The 16,382-nt window shown below is 51.8% G+C and carries 12 protein-coding genes and 2 pseudogenes; 6 read left to right on the plus strand and 8 right to left on the minus strand.

The genetic code is table 11. From position 1 onward, the window contains the following. From FKN99_RS05710 to FKN99_RS05745, 8 genes and pseudogenes are all read right to left on the minus strand, one after another. On the minus strand, positions 1–390 hold the full coding sequence (locus tag FKN99_RS05710; RefSeq protein WP_172116988.1) for a hypothetical protein: 390 nt from the start codon (positions 388–390) through the stop codon (positions 1–3). Positions 391–1,199: 809 nt separating this feature from the next. After that, on the minus strand, positions 1,200–1,517 hold the full coding sequence (locus tag FKN99_RS05715; RefSeq protein ID WP_172116989.1) for a hypothetical protein: 318 nt from the start codon (positions 1,515–1,517) through the stop codon (positions 1,200–1,202). A gap of 292 nt (positions 1,518–1,809) precedes the next feature. Further along, positions 1,810–2,890, minus strand: a pseudogene (locus FKN99_RS05720) (IS3 family transposase). Between the two features lie 199 nt (positions 2,891–3,089). After that, positions 3,090–3,592: pseudogene (locus FKN99_RS18095) on the minus strand (transposase family protein); the annotation flags it as partial. 395 nt (positions 3,593–3,987) lie between these two features. Beyond that, positions 3,988–6,153: a YjbH domain-containing protein gene (locus FKN99_RS05730; RefSeq protein WP_253926972.1), complete on the minus strand. Its 2,166-nt coding sequence runs from the start codon at positions 6,151–6,153 to the stop codon at positions 3,988–3,990. Beyond that, positions 6,138–7,010 carry a capsule biosynthesis GfcC family protein gene (locus FKN99_RS05735; protein ID WP_172116990.1) on the minus strand — a complete coding sequence of 291 codons (873 nt, stop codon included), beginning with the start codon at positions 7,008–7,010 and terminating at the stop codon, positions 6,138–6,140. The genes FKN99_RS05730 and FKN99_RS05735 overlap by 16 nt, the downstream gene beginning before the upstream one ends. Continuing rightward, a complete protein-coding gene (locus tag FKN99_RS05740; RefSeq protein ID WP_172116991.1) occupies positions 7,001–7,732 on the minus strand; it encodes a YjbF family lipoprotein in 732 nt (243 codons plus the stop codon). Before FKN99_RS05740 ends, FKN99_RS05735 begins: the two co-directional genes overlap by 10 nt. A gap of 85 nt (positions 7,733–7,817) precedes the next feature. Beyond that, positions 7,818–8,171 (minus strand): hypothetical protein, encoded by a 354-nt coding sequence (locus tag FKN99_RS05745; RefSeq protein ID WP_172116992.1) that lies wholly within the window; start codon positions 8,169–8,171, stop codon positions 7,818–7,820. A 652-nt stretch (positions 8,172–8,823) separates the two neighbouring features. Here FKN99_RS05745 and FKN99_RS05750 point away from each other — a divergent pair. The 6 genes from FKN99_RS05750 (at position 8,824) to FKN99_RS05775 (ending at position 16,126) form a co-directional block, all read left to right on the plus strand. Beyond that, positions 8,824–9,930 (plus strand): polysaccharide export protein, encoded by a 1,107-nt coding sequence (locus tag FKN99_RS05750; RefSeq protein WP_172116993.1) that lies wholly within the window; start codon positions 8,824–8,826, stop codon positions 9,928–9,930. A 43-nt stretch (positions 9,931–9,973) separates the two neighbouring features. Then, positions 9,974–10,411, plus strand: coding sequence for a low molecular weight protein-tyrosine-phosphatase (locus FKN99_RS05755; protein ID WP_172116994.1), 438 nt, complete (start codon positions 9,974–9,976; stop codon positions 10,409–10,411). Between the two features lie 51 nt (positions 10,412–10,462). Next, positions 10,463–12,664: a polysaccharide biosynthesis tyrosine autokinase gene (locus FKN99_RS05760; protein ID WP_216657980.1), complete on the plus strand. Its 2,202-nt coding sequence runs from the start codon at positions 10,463–10,465 to the stop codon at positions 12,662–12,664. A gap of 172 nt (positions 12,665–12,836) precedes the next feature. Continuing rightward, positions 12,837–14,090 carry a lipopolysaccharide biosynthesis protein gene (locus tag FKN99_RS05765; RefSeq protein ID WP_319941237.1) on the plus strand — a complete coding sequence of 418 codons (1,254 nt, stop codon included), beginning with the start codon at positions 12,837–12,839 and terminating at the stop codon, positions 14,088–14,090. Further along, positions 14,091–15,212 (plus strand): CapA family protein, encoded by a 1,122-nt coding sequence (locus tag FKN99_RS05770; protein ID WP_172116997.1) that lies wholly within the window; start codon positions 14,091–14,093, stop codon positions 15,210–15,212. Next, on the plus strand, positions 15,212–16,126 hold the full coding sequence (locus tag FKN99_RS05775; RefSeq protein WP_172116998.1) for an ATP-grasp fold amidoligase family protein: 915 nt from the start codon (positions 15,212–15,214) through the stop codon (positions 16,124–16,126). The genes FKN99_RS05770 and FKN99_RS05775 overlap by 1 nt, the downstream gene beginning before the upstream one ends. Positions 16,127–16,382: the final 256 nt, after the last annotated feature.

Consider the following 16,382-nt stretch of genomic DNA (forward strand, 5'->3'; position numbering starts at 1 on the left):
TTAAACGACCCGTCGATTGATGTTAAGGGCCTCACAGAAAGAAGCCTTACTGTTAAAATTTTCAGACAGGCTTATTAACGCTTGGGGGTCAGAAGAGGCTAAGCATTCCCATAACGACATGATGTAGGGAGAGAGATCTTTTGGAGAAAGCGCATGGCACGTTTCTGCGGAAAGTGCTAAAGAAAGTGCTAAGGCCTCTGTATTCTTACTGAGCGGTGCTTCAACTAAAGTGACTCGAATTTTTTCACTTCCAGAGAGGCAGCGTTGGGCAAGATATAAAGGGAACAGGTTGGCAATGCATACGAGAGGAGTGCCGTCCTTACCCTTTTTATTTTCATAAACGACCGGAGGGTGCTGAAGTATATAGATTTTTATGGCCTCTTGAGACATGCATTGCACATCCCGTAAGAGCGATGAACGAGCTAGAAATACGCGAAGCACAGGGGCAGATAAATGATGGCTGATTTTAATATGAGATAGTGAAACCCTTCTTGATCCTCGATCATTTAGCATTAAAATACCTGTTTGACATTTAGGGTAAGCCTTGCCTGCAAGATAGTCGACTGACTATGAAGTGTATTTAATCCACCCTTTTATCACGTTTTCTTATAACCGTAACCCCTGGACTCAAAAATCATGGAAAGCTTTAAAGTGAGAAGGGCCGCCTTAGTGATCATGTTAAATATGTAGAAATTTGAATGATATTTATTAGCGTTGTTTAAATAAAAATGTAGCCAATTTTGAATTATTTTTATATAAACCGCTTCTACCCGACAAGATCGGTAGAATGGCTAGGGGGCTAGTGCTTCAAGTTATCAGCATTTCCAATGGCGGAATCCAGCATGCTTCGGCGATGAGCTCACGAGCATAGCTGGATGACTGAAACCCTGGGACACCGCCTATTTAGCTACATTGATAATGCATGCAGTTACAGGTCAAGGGTGGCAGCAGGAAAAAAGGAAAGGTATCGGAGGAACAAACTGACAGCCTGGGTAATCACCCATACGAGCCACAACGTCGCATGCAGCTTATCAGTAAAACTCTTGAGCGGAGTAGAAGCGTTTGTACACATTGCCGGTAATGGGAGCGGGTGCATTAGTGCTTTTAAATCAGTTGTCACAGCACTCAATGCGGAAAGGTGGTTGTCTTCTGAAGCTTAAAAAAACAGCATATGGCTGCAACAATGAGCGATAGCCTGGTTAGGCATATCCGCCTTGACGAATGTGAGCGATATAAGCCGTGACCTCGTCAGCTTTTCCCCGAGCAATCAGTTGCTCGGCTGTTAGTCCCCCGAGGGCAGCAATGGGGTATGTTTGATACCACGCCCAGGCGGCTGCCCGGGAGCCTGCCCAGGGCTCGATCTGGATCAATATATCTTGAACCAACGTTTGTCGATCTTGCCTTTTATTTTGTCGATCGCGGTATCTGGCCCAAACAAGGCCGCCCCCAAACATAAGAAGAGCGGCAAAAAGAATGCCGAGAGGGAGTAGAATAGCCAAACCATCAGGCGATAGCATGTATATGCTCCTCTTCGATATTTAGGACGAGCTTTGTGCTTAAGATAAAGCTCGAAACAGTAGTGCCTTTCATTAAGACCGCTAGGCCACAGATAATATTTTCCTAGCTAGCACTAGCCGTGTTTTTACACCATTGTTGAATGCTATGAGTGTATCATATTTGCCCAGCGATTGGCCTCAGGTGAGACTGACCAAGTACACGCCATGGAGTGACTATGGCCTGTACTTGTGGTGGAGAACTTATCAGGCTTAATGGTAATCCCCCATTTTTAGCGGGCTTCAAAAGTAGAGCTCAGGCCGCAGCGGCTAGTTTCTGTTGTGAGGTTATCCCCCCAAGCGCCATGTTCGGTCGTTCGTGATTGTAGGTCCATAACCATCGCGTTGCATATTCCTGCACTTCCTCTATGAAACTGAACAGGTAGTGAGCCCAGCCAGTCATAACGTACGGTGCGGTTGTAACGCTCGATATAAGCGTTCTGCTGTGGATTGCCGGGCTGGATAAAGACCAGTTTGATCTCGTGCTTGTTGGCCCAGGGTGGCGCTGATGTATTCCGGGCCGTAGTACTTGCTGAATAAGCAGGTTGGAGCCAGCCACTCAATGATCTGATCGAGGGCTCGCATTACCCGCTCTGAGGGCAGAGACAGATCCACCTCAATGCCCAGGCCTTCCCGATTGTAATCATCGATCACATTGAATAGCCGGTAGCTACGCCCATCGTCTAGCTGGTCGTGCATGAAATCCATCGACCAACTGACGTTGATGGCCGTGGGCACTACCAGCGGCTCGGGCTTTTCACGGACCAGCCGCTTACGAGGCTTGATACGCAGGTTCAGTTCTAGCTCCCGATAAATTCGGTAAACGCGTTTGTGATTCCAGCCAAACCCTTTGACGTTTCTCAGGTGCAAAAAGCACAGGCCAAAGCCCCAATTTCGCTGGTGATGGGTCAACCGGATCAGCCAGTCGGCGATCTCGGCATTCTCGCTGCTGAGTTTGGCCCGGTAGCGATAGCAGGTCTCGCTGATGCTGAACATCCAGCAAGCCAGTCGAATACTGATGCGCTTCTCATTGACGGCTTTCTGCGCCATCTCAAGGCGTCGAGACGGCTTCACCACTTTTTTTCGATGGCTTCCTTGAGGATGTCCGCTTTCAATCGTTCCTCAGCGTACATCTTCTTGAGCCGCCGGTTTTCATCCTCTAGCTCTTTCAGCCGGGCCATCATGGACGCATCCATGCCGCCGAATTTAGCTCGCCACTTGTAGAAGGTCGCATTGCTCATGCCATGTTCACGGCATAGCTCTGGGACAGGTGTACCGCCTTCGGCTTGCTTGAGGATCGACAGGATCTGGCTGTCAGAAAAACGTGATTTTTTCATGCAGAATCTCCCTGCGTTTAGCTTACGGAAAATTCTACTTTTGAGCACCCTGGTTTTTCGGGGGGATTACAGCACCACCTGGGCCAGCAGGTCGGTCGGCATTGGGCGCCAGACTGCTGATGTAATAACGGCGCTCCTGTTCCCTCTTGCCTTGGCTTTCACACGTCGACTCGATGACGGCGAAGCAGCGTAGATCCGGCCAGCGAGTGGGCTTCAGCAAGCAGCCCAGCGCGTCGAACACGTAGCAGCGTCGTGTCTCCAGGCGGCCATGCTCCTTGCTGACTTCCTCCTTGACCTGATGCGGCGTCTGCGTTGCCGGTGCGGCGCAACGGTCGCGAATCGCCTGGGCAATCGAAGGCTGGGTGCCCATGGCATCAATGCAGCCTTCCAGCGCCAGTGTGGCTAGCAGATCCGGAATGGTGGTCTTCTTGTTTGATTTGGCTGACAGTCGGCTGGTTTTGCCATCCAGCGCGACGACCTGTGGTGGCACGTTGGGCAGGACGCCTTCTATCCAGTGGCGAAATGCCGCTTCAAACTCGTGGGGGCCATCAGATCGAAGAGTCGGGCAAAGGTGTCATGCGACGGAACCCCATTGGGCAAGCTGAGGTATTGGCGGAGCCAGAGGTGCTGCACCTTGCTGGGATGACGCGGATCGGTAACGCTGGCGAAGATGTCCAGGATAGGCACGGCAGTCTGGGGCATAGCATCCTCTGGCCAAATGCCCTCGCTATATCGAATCATTCTGTATAAATCAATTGAGAATGGATCACGACGTGCGATTGCCCTCAACCGGGCGAGGGTTTACGCGGGATTTTGCTAAGATTACTCTGAAGGATGGCCGATTTTCGTCAACTCACGCTTGAGCCCACAAAAGGATCGTAAGTTCCGACACTTTCTTCCACTGCGTCAGTTGTTTGTTAAGGCCCGATGCGCTCGGGAAGCTCTTAGCCAGAACGATTCGCTCCTTCGGGGGATGATTATTGAGGGTCTTGTATAACTGCCTTGCAGTCACCCGCAAAGGCCAAGTCTTTCTGAGCGATGTCGAGCATGAGTTCGAGGGGCTTGTTGTACACCACACGACCGCGCCCCGACATTTTTCAATCCCAGCTTTTACTATATTCATCCCAGTAACGGCCCAGGTCACGCTCAAGCGTCATGTCATACAGGTTGTAGCGTCGTTCCAGGCGAGCACCCCCATCGCGGGTAAGCGGTTGCCAGGCAATATTGGCCCGCTCGCGGCTTGAACGTGTAAAGAAAGCATCAAAAGGAATCGACAAGTAAAGCCCTTTATCAAAGCCGCCTTCACCAAAGTCATCGCCTGCATCGGTCCAGGTGCCCCAAGCGCCCAGGCGCACACCAGAATCAAACTCCCGCGAGAAATCCAGCGTGCCGCCCACGTCCCCCGCCAGGTAACGCCCCACGCTTACCTTGGCTAATACATCTTCAATACCGGTGTCGATATAAGCGCTAAGATGGCCTGTCCAAGTGGTGTAATCACGCAGCCCAAAGCCTTGCTCAAACTCGCGTTGCTGCACCCAGTTCAGGTCAGCGCCAAAGGCGTATGAGCTATCGAAAGGCCGGTAAAGCACCTCGCCCCCGGCACCCGCATACATCATTTCCAGTAAGCCGCCATACCCCATGGCAAAAACATTGTCACTCAGCTTGCGGGTGTGCGTGTACTGCAAATGCTCAATGCCCAGGGAAGACTCTCTAAGATAGTCGCCGATATAGGTACGCACACGGGGTAGGTTGGAATCGGCAATGTATTCATAGTTATCAAGGTTGTCTAACGCTGTCCAGGCAGCCTCGCCGGAAAACCAGCTATTGGGCGTAAGGTGATACTCAGCGTCGGCCACCACCAACAGGCGGTACAAGTAGCCATCTGGGCCACCAAAGTTCTGGTTGATGCGTGGCCCTATGCCCCAGGTAAAGCGTTGATGGTCCGCTTCATAAAGCACCTCATCGGCGGTGGTGTTCAGGTTGGCATGGGCATAAATGCCGTAGCGGTGGCGATACTCATTTTCAGCTGATTGGGCGGCATCTACAAAGGCAGCCCGGTCATGCACGCTTTCGCGTAGCGGCAACCCCCGTTCCTGCCATTGAAAGCGGAAAGTATCGATGTTTTCACCCGCGATCTCTTCACCCGCTATATCCTCACCTAATTGGGCATTCAAAATGCGCGCGGCGCGGCCTTCACTTTGGGGAAGCGAGCGGAAACGTACCGGTTCAGCTTCTACGCGCAGGTCGTTACCCCGGCGGGTAATGCGGTTAACCCGCACGCCAGCATTTTGGTTCATCGCCTGGCTTGCCTGCTGCCAATTTTCGTAGGAAGGCGTATCAAGCGGTAGCGGGGCAGGGTCGTTCTTTACCTGGCGCAGCCCGGCCAAATCGATGGTGTAACTGATCCCGCCCATGGCGGTATTGCCACGCTGCCAGCCGCCCTGCAAAGAAAGGTTATCGGTTAAGGCAAAGCGCGCCCCCAGGTTGAAGCGCGAGTCTTGTTCCTGCTGGTTGTTCTGTGGCTCGTTGCTGTAATCGTTGCCCTCATATTCAAGCTGCAGTACCAGCGGGTTCCAGGGCGTTTGGTACTCAATGCCGCCAAACAGCGCCACGGGGCCGCTAAACAGCTGGTCAACGGCGAACTCGCCGCCAAAATCCCCGCCGGCACGCGCAGGGCGCTCATCAAAGCGGTCGGCAAGCCAGCCCAACGGGGAATCCACATCAGCGGCAGTGCCCAAATAGCCCCAGCCAAGCCCCAGGCTTACATCAAAATTGCCCCAGCGCTTATTGGCCACTAAATATTCGGCGCCAAACAGGGTGGTGCCGCCAAAATCACGAAAACCAACCGCCAACTGCGGCCAATAGCGGGTTTCTTCCAGCAAACGCAGCTTGGCATCAAAGCCCTTGTCCAGTAGAGGACGATCGCCGGCGATATCTTCCCCGTATAAGCGGTTTTCAACTTCAACGTAACGAAAGCCCCCTTCTAGCCAGTCGGTGGGCTGAAAAAAAACGTTGTAACGGCGGTAAGGGGAAGTACGGCTCCAGCTAACCGCCATGCTGCCGGTAGGCAACATGCGTGCGGTAGGTGTTTGCATTAACCCCACGCCACCAAAATCGCTTTGCCCGGTACCCAACGGCTGAATCTGCGCCACGGCAGGCAGGCAAATCACCAGCGTAAACACCGGCAGCAAGGTCTTGGGCGTTTGAAACGTAAGTGCTTTGAGCTTGGATGCGTTAAACATGCACATTAGTTGGCTTGCCATAGGGGGCATTCGTCTCCGGGCAGGCGGGTAGAAAGCAAGGTCGGTAATAACTGGTTAACCAGCGTTCGCTCAGTGTCAATATCGGGAAGCGGCAGCGCACGTGGTAGCGCACTACGCAGGCCCTGGTGGTGGGGCAGTTCAAAAAACACCCGGCTGCCTGGGGCCAGCGGCGTTTTCTCGCGGTTCCAGCTAGCCACGCCACGGCGCAGCACGTTGCCGCTGGGCATAATCAGCGCGGCGTGGTCAGCCTGGCTGGCCGCTTTTGAAAGCCCACGGGTTAGCTCTGCCAAGTAAAGCTCAGCGTGCCAGGGTACGCGCTGCACGCCATCTAGGCTCCACACTTCCACCCAATCGGGCACCTGGCAAAAGCCCCAAACAGCAATGGCTGAAAGCGGCGGCACCTGGCGCAGGTGGGCGCCCAGCCATGGCAGGTCAAAGCGCCCAGGTGTTCTAGCGTGCTGGGCAGAAAACCCGCTTATCGCGTTCTTCCAATGCGCCAAGCCAGCAGCCAGTTCAGGTTGGTTAGCAACCCGAGCGCTAATACGCAAGGTTTCCAGTTCGTGAATAAGCCGACGATGTTTTTCGGGCAGGTGCGCGGTTTCATCTTGGCGCAAAGCGAAGGCATGGCTCCAAGGTATGGAAGCGGTGTGTTGTTCAAGGGTTAACTGCCACCCTTCAACCAGGCTGGGGGCGCCAGGCTGCGCGTTTACCGTTAAAGGCGCATAAAAAGCGAACGCCGCCGCAACAACGGCAACATTTCGCCACGTTTTTTGCCATGTAAGCCGTTTGGCTGCCTGTTTAACGATCTGTTTAGCTATCTGTTTTAAAAACCGCTTAAAAACGCGTTTTACCACCATGGCCGAGCAACCTCCCATTGAATGCGGGGCCCTTCAGGCCAAGGAACTTCATCCACCGCCCATAGGCGCTTGCTGTGGGCATCGCGCCATAGGGTAGCGCGGGTGTTGCTGCCATCATCCCATTGGCGGTGCGAAACACAGCGTTCTACCCGCTGTTCGCCCAAGGGGTATGCCACTACCGTAGGCGCCTCGCAGGTTAGCCGCGCCGTAGCGCCTAGCGCCCGTGTTAGGCCTTCATTATCTTCCCAAAGGCGTTCCAGACGATATTCAACGGGAGTGGCTTGTTGCCAAGGCACGTAATCTGCGGCTTCTGTTGCGTCTAGGGGGAAATAGCGGGTGGTTAATAAATCTTCAGGCAGGCCCGCCGTGGCCTGTAAGCCGCCATGGTAAAGGCTGATCATGCTGTTGTTGCCGGTAGGCCAGAACGTGGCCGGCCCGCCCATAGCGCCCAGCACCAACAAGCCCTGGCGGTCGCTGGTATTCACCATCAAAGAAGCAAACGAGATTTCAGAAGCCTGCGCGTTAGCCGCCGCCTTATCCGGCAACAAAGCGGTTAACGCCTCATCAAGCGGTGAATTTCCCCCGCTGGCGCAGCCGTTAAGCAGCCCCGCACCCACCACCACGCTAACGGCCCTTAGCGTCGCTACTCTAGGCATGCGTAAAGAAGAAATTAAAAAAGAGAAACGTAAAAAAGCCGCCTGCTGGCGGCTCTTTTTGCTCATGCTCTTCTTACTATTTATCTTCTTGCTACTTGTCTTCTCGCTACTACTCTGCAACTTTTTGACTAGCGTCATGCAGAAAACCCAATCAGTTGGTGCCGGTTGTGCCGGTGCTGCTGCTGTCGGTTGCGGCTGCAACGCCAGCGCCAACCGCTACTGTCGCGGCAATACCCACACCTACTAATGCCGTAGTAGAAAGACCCGTAGCCGCCGCAAGCCCTGCAAGGCCGCCAGAAGCCGCGCCTGCGCCACCGGCTGCTGCACCGCCTGCCGCCGCGCCTGAACCAGCACCACCGCCCGCTGCGCCAGTACCAGCAGTAGAGCCAGCGGTTGAGCCACCGCCAGTACCCGCTCCCGCGCCGGATTCTGTTTGGGCAATCGCCAGCGGTGAAGCCAGCATGCTAGCAATAGCGAGCAGTGCGAAACGTTTTTTAATCATCATAACAATTACCTTTGCAAAGTGAGGTGTTGAGATAGCGGGGTGTTGAGACAGCAGGGTACTGAGATAGCCGATGCTGAGACAACGGGTGTTGAGAAAAACAGCTAGCTCAACAGAACATGAAAAACGTCATGTACCCCTAATACGGTAGCATGGTAGCTCGTGTAATAAAGGCTGACTATACCCTCTGTACTAATTAATTTTTGGAGGTGAATGCTAACGCTAAAAAACACCGTTTTGTAAGATATCTCTTACAAAAACCGTAAAAAACTGGCGAATTTTACGACCTTGAATCAATCCCTCTAGCGCACTCTTTCATGCCTGTGTACTATGCGGCCCCAAATAAAAGCTTAAATACCGTGCGAACAGTTAACCAATTGGCGCATGAGCTTTTTCAGCTTAGATACTTAATTTTTTAATAAAAACACGCTTATAACACTGGCTACCCGTGTGTTTGCATTAATACGGCTGTGCATAACCGTTAGGTATAAGCGCGAAGCTTGAATCCATGATGCTTGAACTCATTGGATAGCAGCCGTTCGCTTAACGGTGACGCGCTAGTGCAGCGTGTGCCAAGCACCTCCAGGCCTCGAGAATGCGCCATAGTATCTCGGGGCGGTAGCGTGCCTGAATTAAACCCAAGGCCTTGAACTGCATGCAATCCCCACGACCTCTCCTGCTTGTTTTAGTAGCGGCTAGCCTGCTTAGTGGCTGTGCCCTTGCCCCTGGCGGGCATATCGAATCCAACACCCGCGCAGCACCCATTGATGACCTGGTAGATATTGAACCCATCACGCCCGGGCTAGTAGCCACTTACCGTCAAACGGTTTCCGGCGCCCAGCCGATGAGCAACGAACTGCGCGCAGCGCTTGAAACCTACCAATACCGCATTGGCCCCGGCGATGTGCTCAGCGTAACGGTGTACGACCACCCTGAACTGACCATTCCCGCCGGGGGGGAACGCAGCCCTGCCGAAGCGGGCAACCAAGTAGATACCAACGGCACTATCTTCTACCCCTTTATAGGGCGGGTAGAAGTGGGCGGCATGACGTTAGAAGAAGTGCGCAGTATGCTGGCGCGCCGGTTGGTGGCATTTATTGCCGAACCCCAGGTAGATGTCAGCGTGGCGGCCTTTCGCTCGCAAAAGGTATACGTTAGCGGCTCAGTAGAAAACCCCGGTACCCTGCCGGTAACCAACGTTCCATTAACGCTGAGAGACGCCATTAGCCAAGTAGGCGGCGCCCAAGAAAACGCCAACTGGCATAACATCATTCTCACCCGAGACGGTGAAGAGCAGCATTTATCGCTGTTTGCGCTAATGCGCGAAGGCGACCAACGCCAAAACCTGTTATTGCAAGATGGCGACATGGTGCACGTGCCCAGTGCCAGCAACCAAGGCGTGGCGATCATGGGGCAGGTGATTAGGCCAGGCAACCTGCTGGTGGGTAACGAACGCATTACCCTAACCGATGCCATTGCCCGCGCCGGCGGCATTAATGAAAATTCTGCTGAAGCCACCGGCATTTTTGTTGTGCGCCCCAATCAAGAACCCACAAACGCCTTGGCCACGGTGTATCAGCTAGATGTTAGCAACGCGATTGCGTTTAGCCTGGGCAGCCAGTTCCCGCTACAACCGCACGATGTGGTTTACGTAACCACCGCACCGCTGGCCCGCTGGAACCGTGTGGTTAGCTCGCTGCTGCCTTCGGTGCAGTTACCCGGCGTGGCGGCTGAAAGCGTGTCAGACTCACGCGACCTGTAACCAACATGCTTAGCAGAACCGCTAACACCAGGAGGGTGTGCCCATGTTTCAGCGCATTTTGGTGGTATGCATTGGTAATATATGCCGCAGCCCCGTGGCAGAAGCCCTGCTGAAAGCCGCCTTGCCAGAACGCGAGATCAGCTCGGCAGGCTTAAGCGCCCGGGTAGGCGAAGGGGTAGACCCCACCGCCAAACAGCTGGCCGAAGCCGAAGGCATCAACGTAAGCGGCCACCAAGCCCGCCAGCTAACGCCGGAGCTATTGCAAAAAGCCGACCTAGTGCTAGTGATGAGCGACAGCCAACGCCGGGCAGTAGGGGAAATGGACCCAACCGCACTGGGCAAAACCCTGCGGCTAGGCCGCTGGTTGGAAAACGGCCAAGGCCGCGATATACCCGACCCCTACCGCAAAAGCCAAGAAGCTTTTGAGCACGTGCACACGCTCATCAAACAAGCCGCCACTACCTGGGCCACCAAGCTGTAAGCAAGCGCTCCCTCTAATTCCGTTTTCCCTAATCATCTAGTAGCAGAGCCAATGTCAATGTCTGATCAACCTTCTCAGCCGCCCCAATCTGCCGATGATGAAATCGACCTAGGCCGCCTGTTCGGCCTACTGCTTGATCACAAGTGGCTAATTATTGCGATAACCGCGCTGTTCAGTATCGCCGGGGTAATATACGCCCTGCTCGCCACGCCGGTTTTTCGTGCCGATGCGCTAGTGCAAGTAGAAAGCAAAGCCGGCGGCAACCCGCTGGAAGATGTGCGCGCCATGTTCGGCGAAGAAACCAAAGCCGAAGCCGAACTGGGTATTTTGCGTTCGCGGTTAGTGCTAGGGCGTGCGGTAGACCAAGAACGGCTAGACATTATTGTGACCCCCAAGCGCCTGCCCGTAGTGGGGGAGTTTTTGGTACGCCGCGGGGTAGAGCGCCCTGATTTTTCAAACGGATCGTTTAACAGCAGCGTATGGGCGGGTGAAGCGCTGAATGTGGGCGAACTGCAAGTAGAACCGCCCCTGCAAGGCCAAGCCTTTACGCTAATAGCGGGCGAAGCCAATAATTACCACCTTTACCTAGATGAAGAACCCCTAGGCGAAGGCCACATTGGCCAAAATGCCGCGTTTCTAGGTGGCCAGGTGCAGCTAAGAATTGCTGAAATACAGGCCGCACCGGGGGCCGAGTTCACCCTGGTGCAACGCCCACGGCTAGAGGCCATTAATTCACTACGTGGCGCGTTCACCGTAAGCCAGCAAGGCCGAGACAGCGGCCTGTTCGACCTAGCCTTGAGCGACCCCGACCCCCAGCGCGCCCAGCGCGCCCTGAATGCCATCAGCCAGGTATACCTTACCCAAAACGTGCAACGCCAAAGTGCTGAAGCCGAACAAAGCCTGGAATTTCTAGAAGAACAAACCCCAGAGGTGCAGGCACAGCTACGCGAAGCAGAAGATGCGCTAAACACCTACCGCACCCAGCAAGACAGCGTAGACCTTTCCCTAGAAACCCAATCGGTACTCGAACGGCTGGTAAATCTAGAAAACCAGCTGAACGAGCTGGAGTTTGCCGAAACGGATATTTCCCGGCGCTTTTCGCCAAGCCACCCCACCTACGCCGCGTTGCTGGAAAAAAAGCAGCAGCTAGAGCGTGAACGCCAGCGGCTGAATGAGCGCGTAGGCGATTTGCCCGAAACCCAGCAGCAAATTTTAAGAATGACGCGGGATGTAGAAGTCACCCAAGCCATTTACGTGCAGCTGCTTAATAAAATTCAAGAAATGAACATTGTAAGGGCCAGCACCGTAGGCAGCGTGCGTATTCTGGATAGCGCCGTAGTTCAACGCCACCCCGTAGCCCCCAAAAAGCCGCTGATTGTCGTGCTGGCCACACTGCTGGGCGGCATGCTGGCAGTGGGGTTAGTGCTAGTGCGCGGCATGTTGCGCCGCGGGGTAGAATCCCCCGAGCAAATTGAAGAAATCGGTTTGCCCGTTTATGCCACCGTGCCGCTATCAGAAGAGCAGCAAAAGCTGATAAAACGGGTGAAACACCGCAGCGACAAACACGGCAGCAACATTTCCAGCGGCGTATTGGCAGACCTAGCCCCAGCAGATACCTCTATTGAAGCCCTGCGTTCGCTGCGTACCAGCCTGCACTTCGCCATGTTAGAAGCGGGCAATAACCGCTTAGTGATTACCGGCCCCAGCCCCAGCATTGGTAAAAGCTTTATTTCCATTAACTTAGCTGCGGTATGCGCCCAGGCAGGCCAAAAAGTGCTGGTGGTAGATGCGGACATGCGCAAAGGCCACATTCACCACGCCTTTGGCGCACAAAGCGAAGGCGGGCTTTCCGAGCTGCTTTCCGGCAAAGCCACGTTGGATGAAGTAGTTCGGCAGGGCAACCAGCAAGGGCTAAGCTACATTGCCCGGGGCAGCGCACCGCCCAACCCTTCAGAGCTACTGCTTAACCAGCGCTTTAGCGAATTTTTAGAACAAGCCAGCCAACGCTTTGACCTGGTAGTGATTGACACCCCGCCCATTCTGGCAGTTACCGATGCTGCCGTGGTGGGCAAGCAGTGCGGCACTACGCTAATGGTGGTGCGCTTCCAGCTAAACCCGATTAAAGAACTGCAAATAGCCCAGCGGCGCTTAGAAACAGCCGGCGTAACCACCAAAGGCACCATCCTCAACGCCATGGAGAAGAAGGCCGCCACCAGTTATGGCTATGGGTATTACAACTATTCGTACAAGTAATATTCGTATAAGTAAGTAGCGCAGGCCTGCCAGTGAGTTAAAAGCAGAATGGCAATCACCTTAGTGTTAGCTTTGTTATTAAAAAAATGACAAAGCTATCTTTAAAAGCCTTTATAACAGCGGGTTCCCACCAGTGATCACCCACGCTAAGCGCCTTGCTAGCAGTAAGTTTGTGCGTAACGTCGCTATAGTCGCCACCGGAACGGCGGGTGCCCAAGCAATCACCATGGCCTTTGCGCCAATTATTACTCGGCTTTATGGGCCAGAAGCCTTCGGCTTGTTGGGTACGTTCATGGCCATAATGGCAGTATTAACGCCAATGGCGGCACTGACGTACCCCATCGCCATTGTGCTGCCAAAGGAGGATGCAGAAGCCAAAGGCCTTGCCAAGCTCAGCATGCTATTAGCTGTTGGGCTGTCTGCCATTGCGCTGGCGTTGACTCTGACCTGGGGCGATAGTCTAGCGCAGCTTCTCGGTGCCGATACCATCAGCCAGTATTTATGGCTCATCCCTTTTGCCATGCTGTTTGCAGCGCTGCATCAGGTATTAGAACAGTGGCTGATACGGCACAAGCAATTCAAAGTGACAGCGCGTGTTGCAGTCATACAGTCCGCGATAATCAACAGCACCAAGGCAGGTGTTGGTGTGTGGTATCCGCTAGCCGCCGTTTTGATTGTGTTGCAAACGCTTACCAGTGGTGTATATGCACTCTTGTTGTGGCTAGGCTTGCGCCGGGTTAGCCAGCATGCTGATGGTATATCTGAAAACAAAGCAGGCAGCATCAAGGCACTGGCATACAAGTATCGGGATTTCCCCATGTTTCGTGCGCCAGAAGTGACGATTAACGCAGCTTCTCAGGGCTTGCCTGTATTGATGTTGGCGGCTTTTTTTGGCCCCACATCAGCCGGATTTTACACCCTGGGTAGAACCATAATGGGAATACCGGCAGGCTTGATTGGCAAGTCGGTTGGTGATGTGTTTTACCCTCGCATAAGCGAAGCGGCCAACAACCGCGAGCCGCTCTATCCTCTGGTGAGAAAGGCAACTCTTCTACTGGCAGCGGTTGGCGTTGTGCCTTTTGGCTTGATTATGGTATTTGGCCCCTGGCTGTTTACCTTTGTATTTGGTGCTGAATGGACCATGGCAGGGGAATATGCACGCTGGCTGGCACTCTGGATGTACTTTATGTTTGCTAATAACCCATCTGTAAAAGCTATTCCAGTTGTGGACGCACAAGCTTTTCAGCTGGTTTTTACCATTGTCACTATAGTGTTGCGACTAGGTGCATTGGCTGCTGCTTATTATATATATCAATCAGATTTGGCAGCAGTAATAGCGTATTCAGTGCTTGGTGCGTTGCTGAACGTTGTGTTGATTGGGATCGTGTTACAGAAGTGTAAAAAATTTGATAAGTTGAGGGGTTAAATGACAAAGCTTTTTGTATGTGGTGATGTAGTCAACTACCAAAACAAAGATGGCATTGTATGCGATCCCGATCTTGAAGCGATTGTTAAGTCTGCAGACTACTCAATCTGTAATTTTGAAGCCCCCATCATTGGGTTTGGAACACCTCAACCGAAAAGTGGCCCACACTTGGCACAGCCAGCCAGTACAATCACTGGACTTAAGCAACAAGGATTTGACCTGCTGTTATTAGCCAACAACCATATGTTTGATTACGGCACAGAAGGGATTGTTGCAACATTGAATGCAGCACACTTAGCCAGTATTGAGACTTTAGGTGCAGATGTTGATGAGAACAGTGCTTATACACCACTTATAAAGAAAATAGGTGATATCACCGTTGGCATCGTCAATGCCTGTGAGGCGCAGTTTGGCGTGATAGATCATTTTCAGCGTGAAGAAAAAGCAGGCTATGCTTGGATTAACCACCCTAAAATTGACACTGCAGTTATCGCTCTGAAAAAGGAGTGCGACTTCGTCATTGTATGTGCTCATGCGGGATTAGAAAACTATAGTATTCCTCAAAAGGAATGGCGTGTACGTTATAAGCATCTTTGTGATTTGGGTGCTGATGTGGTTATCGGCTCACACCCCCATGTACCACAAGGATATGAAGAACATAATGAATCACTGATTTTTTATAGCTTGGGAAATTTCTACTTCGATTATGGCTACGCGGTTAACTATGAAAACCACTCATATGCTGTAATGCTTGAATTGATTAAAGGTAAAGCACCCAGTTTCGAAGCAGTACATCATATTACCCAGAACAAAAAAGTACGGTTGGCTGATAAAGAAGTGGATCTAAAAAAACTGAGTGAAGCTTTGGGTTCAGGCTATGAAACAGCACATGATGAAATGAATCTACGTGCATATGAAAATATTGTCAGGTGTAACCTAATCACCTCAGCCAGCAAGTTACCGTTTGATGGTACTGTAAGAGGCACATTAAAAGAGATAGCGGCAACTATTCTGGGCCGCAGAAAACATGTAAAAAAACCGCTGACGCAATTGCATTTTATGCGTAATGAAGCGTATTACTATGCTGCAAGGCATGCCTTAGAGATTAAAGCGAAAAGTTAATGAAAAAATATATTAAGACAGTTCTGCCCGAGCCACTAAAGTCAGCATACCATCAAATATTTCGGCTGTTTTTTCAGTTGCTTAATAAGGTATCACCTGTGTTGGCAACAAAACTGCTCCACTTCAAAACAACAGGGAAGTGGATTAACTTAAAAAATCCAAAAGATTTCAACGAAAAGCTACAGTGGCTTAAGCTTAATGAAGATCAATCTCTAAAAGCAGTATGTGCCGATAAATATGCTGTCTATCAATACATAGAAGAAAACTATGACTCTTCAATTTTAAATAAATTAATCGCAGTTTATGATAAGCCATCAGATGTTGAATGGGATAAACTGCCTGAAAAATTTGCCATGAAGTGCAATCATGGTTGTGCCTACAATATAGTAACGAAAAACAAGTATGAACTTTGTCGGAATGAAGTTACAAAAAAACTTAATAAGTGGCTTGGTGAAAAATTTGGAGAAAAAGTATTAGAGCCGCATTATGATCTGATTGAACCAAAAATAATTGTCGAAGAATATATTGAAAACAAAGCAGGTTTTCTGCCTCTCGACTATAAAATATACTGCTTCAATGGCGTAGCAAAACTGGTTTTGGTCTGTTCAGAACGTGAAGATAGCTTAAAGCTAGACTTCTTCGACTTGGAATGGAATCGCCTCAATATTGGGCACAAAGAAAACGAAAGTGCCAAAGCTATTGGAAAGCCTGCTTGCTTTGATGAAATGGTACGACATGCAGAGGCCCTTGCAAAACCATTTACATTTGTACGTGTCGATTTTTATGATAAAGATGATGTGCCTGTATTTGGCGAGCTAACATTTACCCCTGCCGCAAATATGGCAAACTATTATAATGATTATGGGCTTGAACTCTTAGGGGAAATGATGGACTTAAAAAAAGGCTCAAATTGATTCAAATAGCTTTGAATCAACAAATATGGAGTTAAAAGCCCTATTCGACAACGCTGGAAGAGAATGCTGCACTGAGGTACTGAACAAACAGCTTGACCGCTATCACTACAGACCCGCAGGTTTACGAACGGGTAACCAAACTGAGTCACCGCACTAAAGGCCGCATCCCTCAAACTGGCAAGCCGGACGAGTTGAAAACCGCCGTGGCAGAGGTGTTTGGGGTTAAGTAGGGCGGGTAGGATCAGCAAAGGCGTTA

It is taken from the genome of Halomonas hibernica, from assembly GCF_013183775.1.
Classification (GTDB): domain Bacteria; phylum Pseudomonadota; class Gammaproteobacteria; order Pseudomonadales; family Halomonadaceae; genus Vreelandella; species Vreelandella citrativorans.

What these genes read in the sequence shown, in the direction of transcription:
- FKN99_RS05760 (WP_216657980.1), top strand. Translation starts at nt 10,463, where the DNA reads ATGTCAATGTCTGATCAACCTTCTCAGCCGCCCCAATCTGCCGATGAT.
- FKN99_RS05710 (WP_172116988.1), bottom strand. Translation starts at nt 390, where the DNA reads ATGTCTCAAGAGGCCATAAAAATCTATATACTTCAGCACCCTCCGGTC.
- FKN99_RS05750 (WP_172116993.1), top strand. Translation starts at nt 8,824, where the DNA reads ATGCAATCCCCACGACCTCTCCTGCTTGTTTTAGTAGCGGCTAGCCTG.
- FKN99_RS05745 (WP_172116992.1), bottom strand. Translation starts at nt 8,171, where the DNA reads ATGATGATTAAAAAACGTTTCGCACTGCTCGCTATTGCTAGCATGCTG.
- FKN99_RS05735 (WP_172116990.1), bottom strand. Translation starts at nt 7,010, where the DNA reads ATGGTGGTAAAACGCGTTTTTAAGCGGTTTTTAAAACAGATAGCTAAA.
- FKN99_RS05730 (WP_253926972.1), bottom strand. Translation starts at nt 6,153, where the DNA reads ATGGCAAGCCAACTAATGTGCATGTTTAACGCATCCAAGCTCAAAGCA.
- FKN99_RS05755 (WP_172116994.1), top strand. Translation starts at nt 9,974, where the DNA reads ATGTTTCAGCGCATTTTGGTGGTATGCATTGGTAATATATGCCGCAGC.
- FKN99_RS05740 (WP_172116991.1), bottom strand. Translation starts at nt 7,732, where the DNA reads ATGAGCAAAAAGAGCCGCCAGCAGGCGGCTTTTTTACGTTTCTCTTTT.
- FKN99_RS05775 (WP_172116998.1), top strand. Translation starts at nt 15,212, where the DNA reads ATGAAAAAATATATTAAGACAGTTCTGCCCGAGCCACTAAAGTCAGCA.
- FKN99_RS05715 (WP_172116989.1), bottom strand. Translation starts at nt 1,517, where the DNA reads ATGCTATCGCCTGATGGTTTGGCTATTCTACTCCCTCTCGGCATTCTT.
- FKN99_RS05770 (WP_172116997.1), top strand. Translation starts at nt 14,091, where the DNA reads ATGACAAAGCTTTTTGTATGTGGTGATGTAGTCAACTACCAAAACAAA.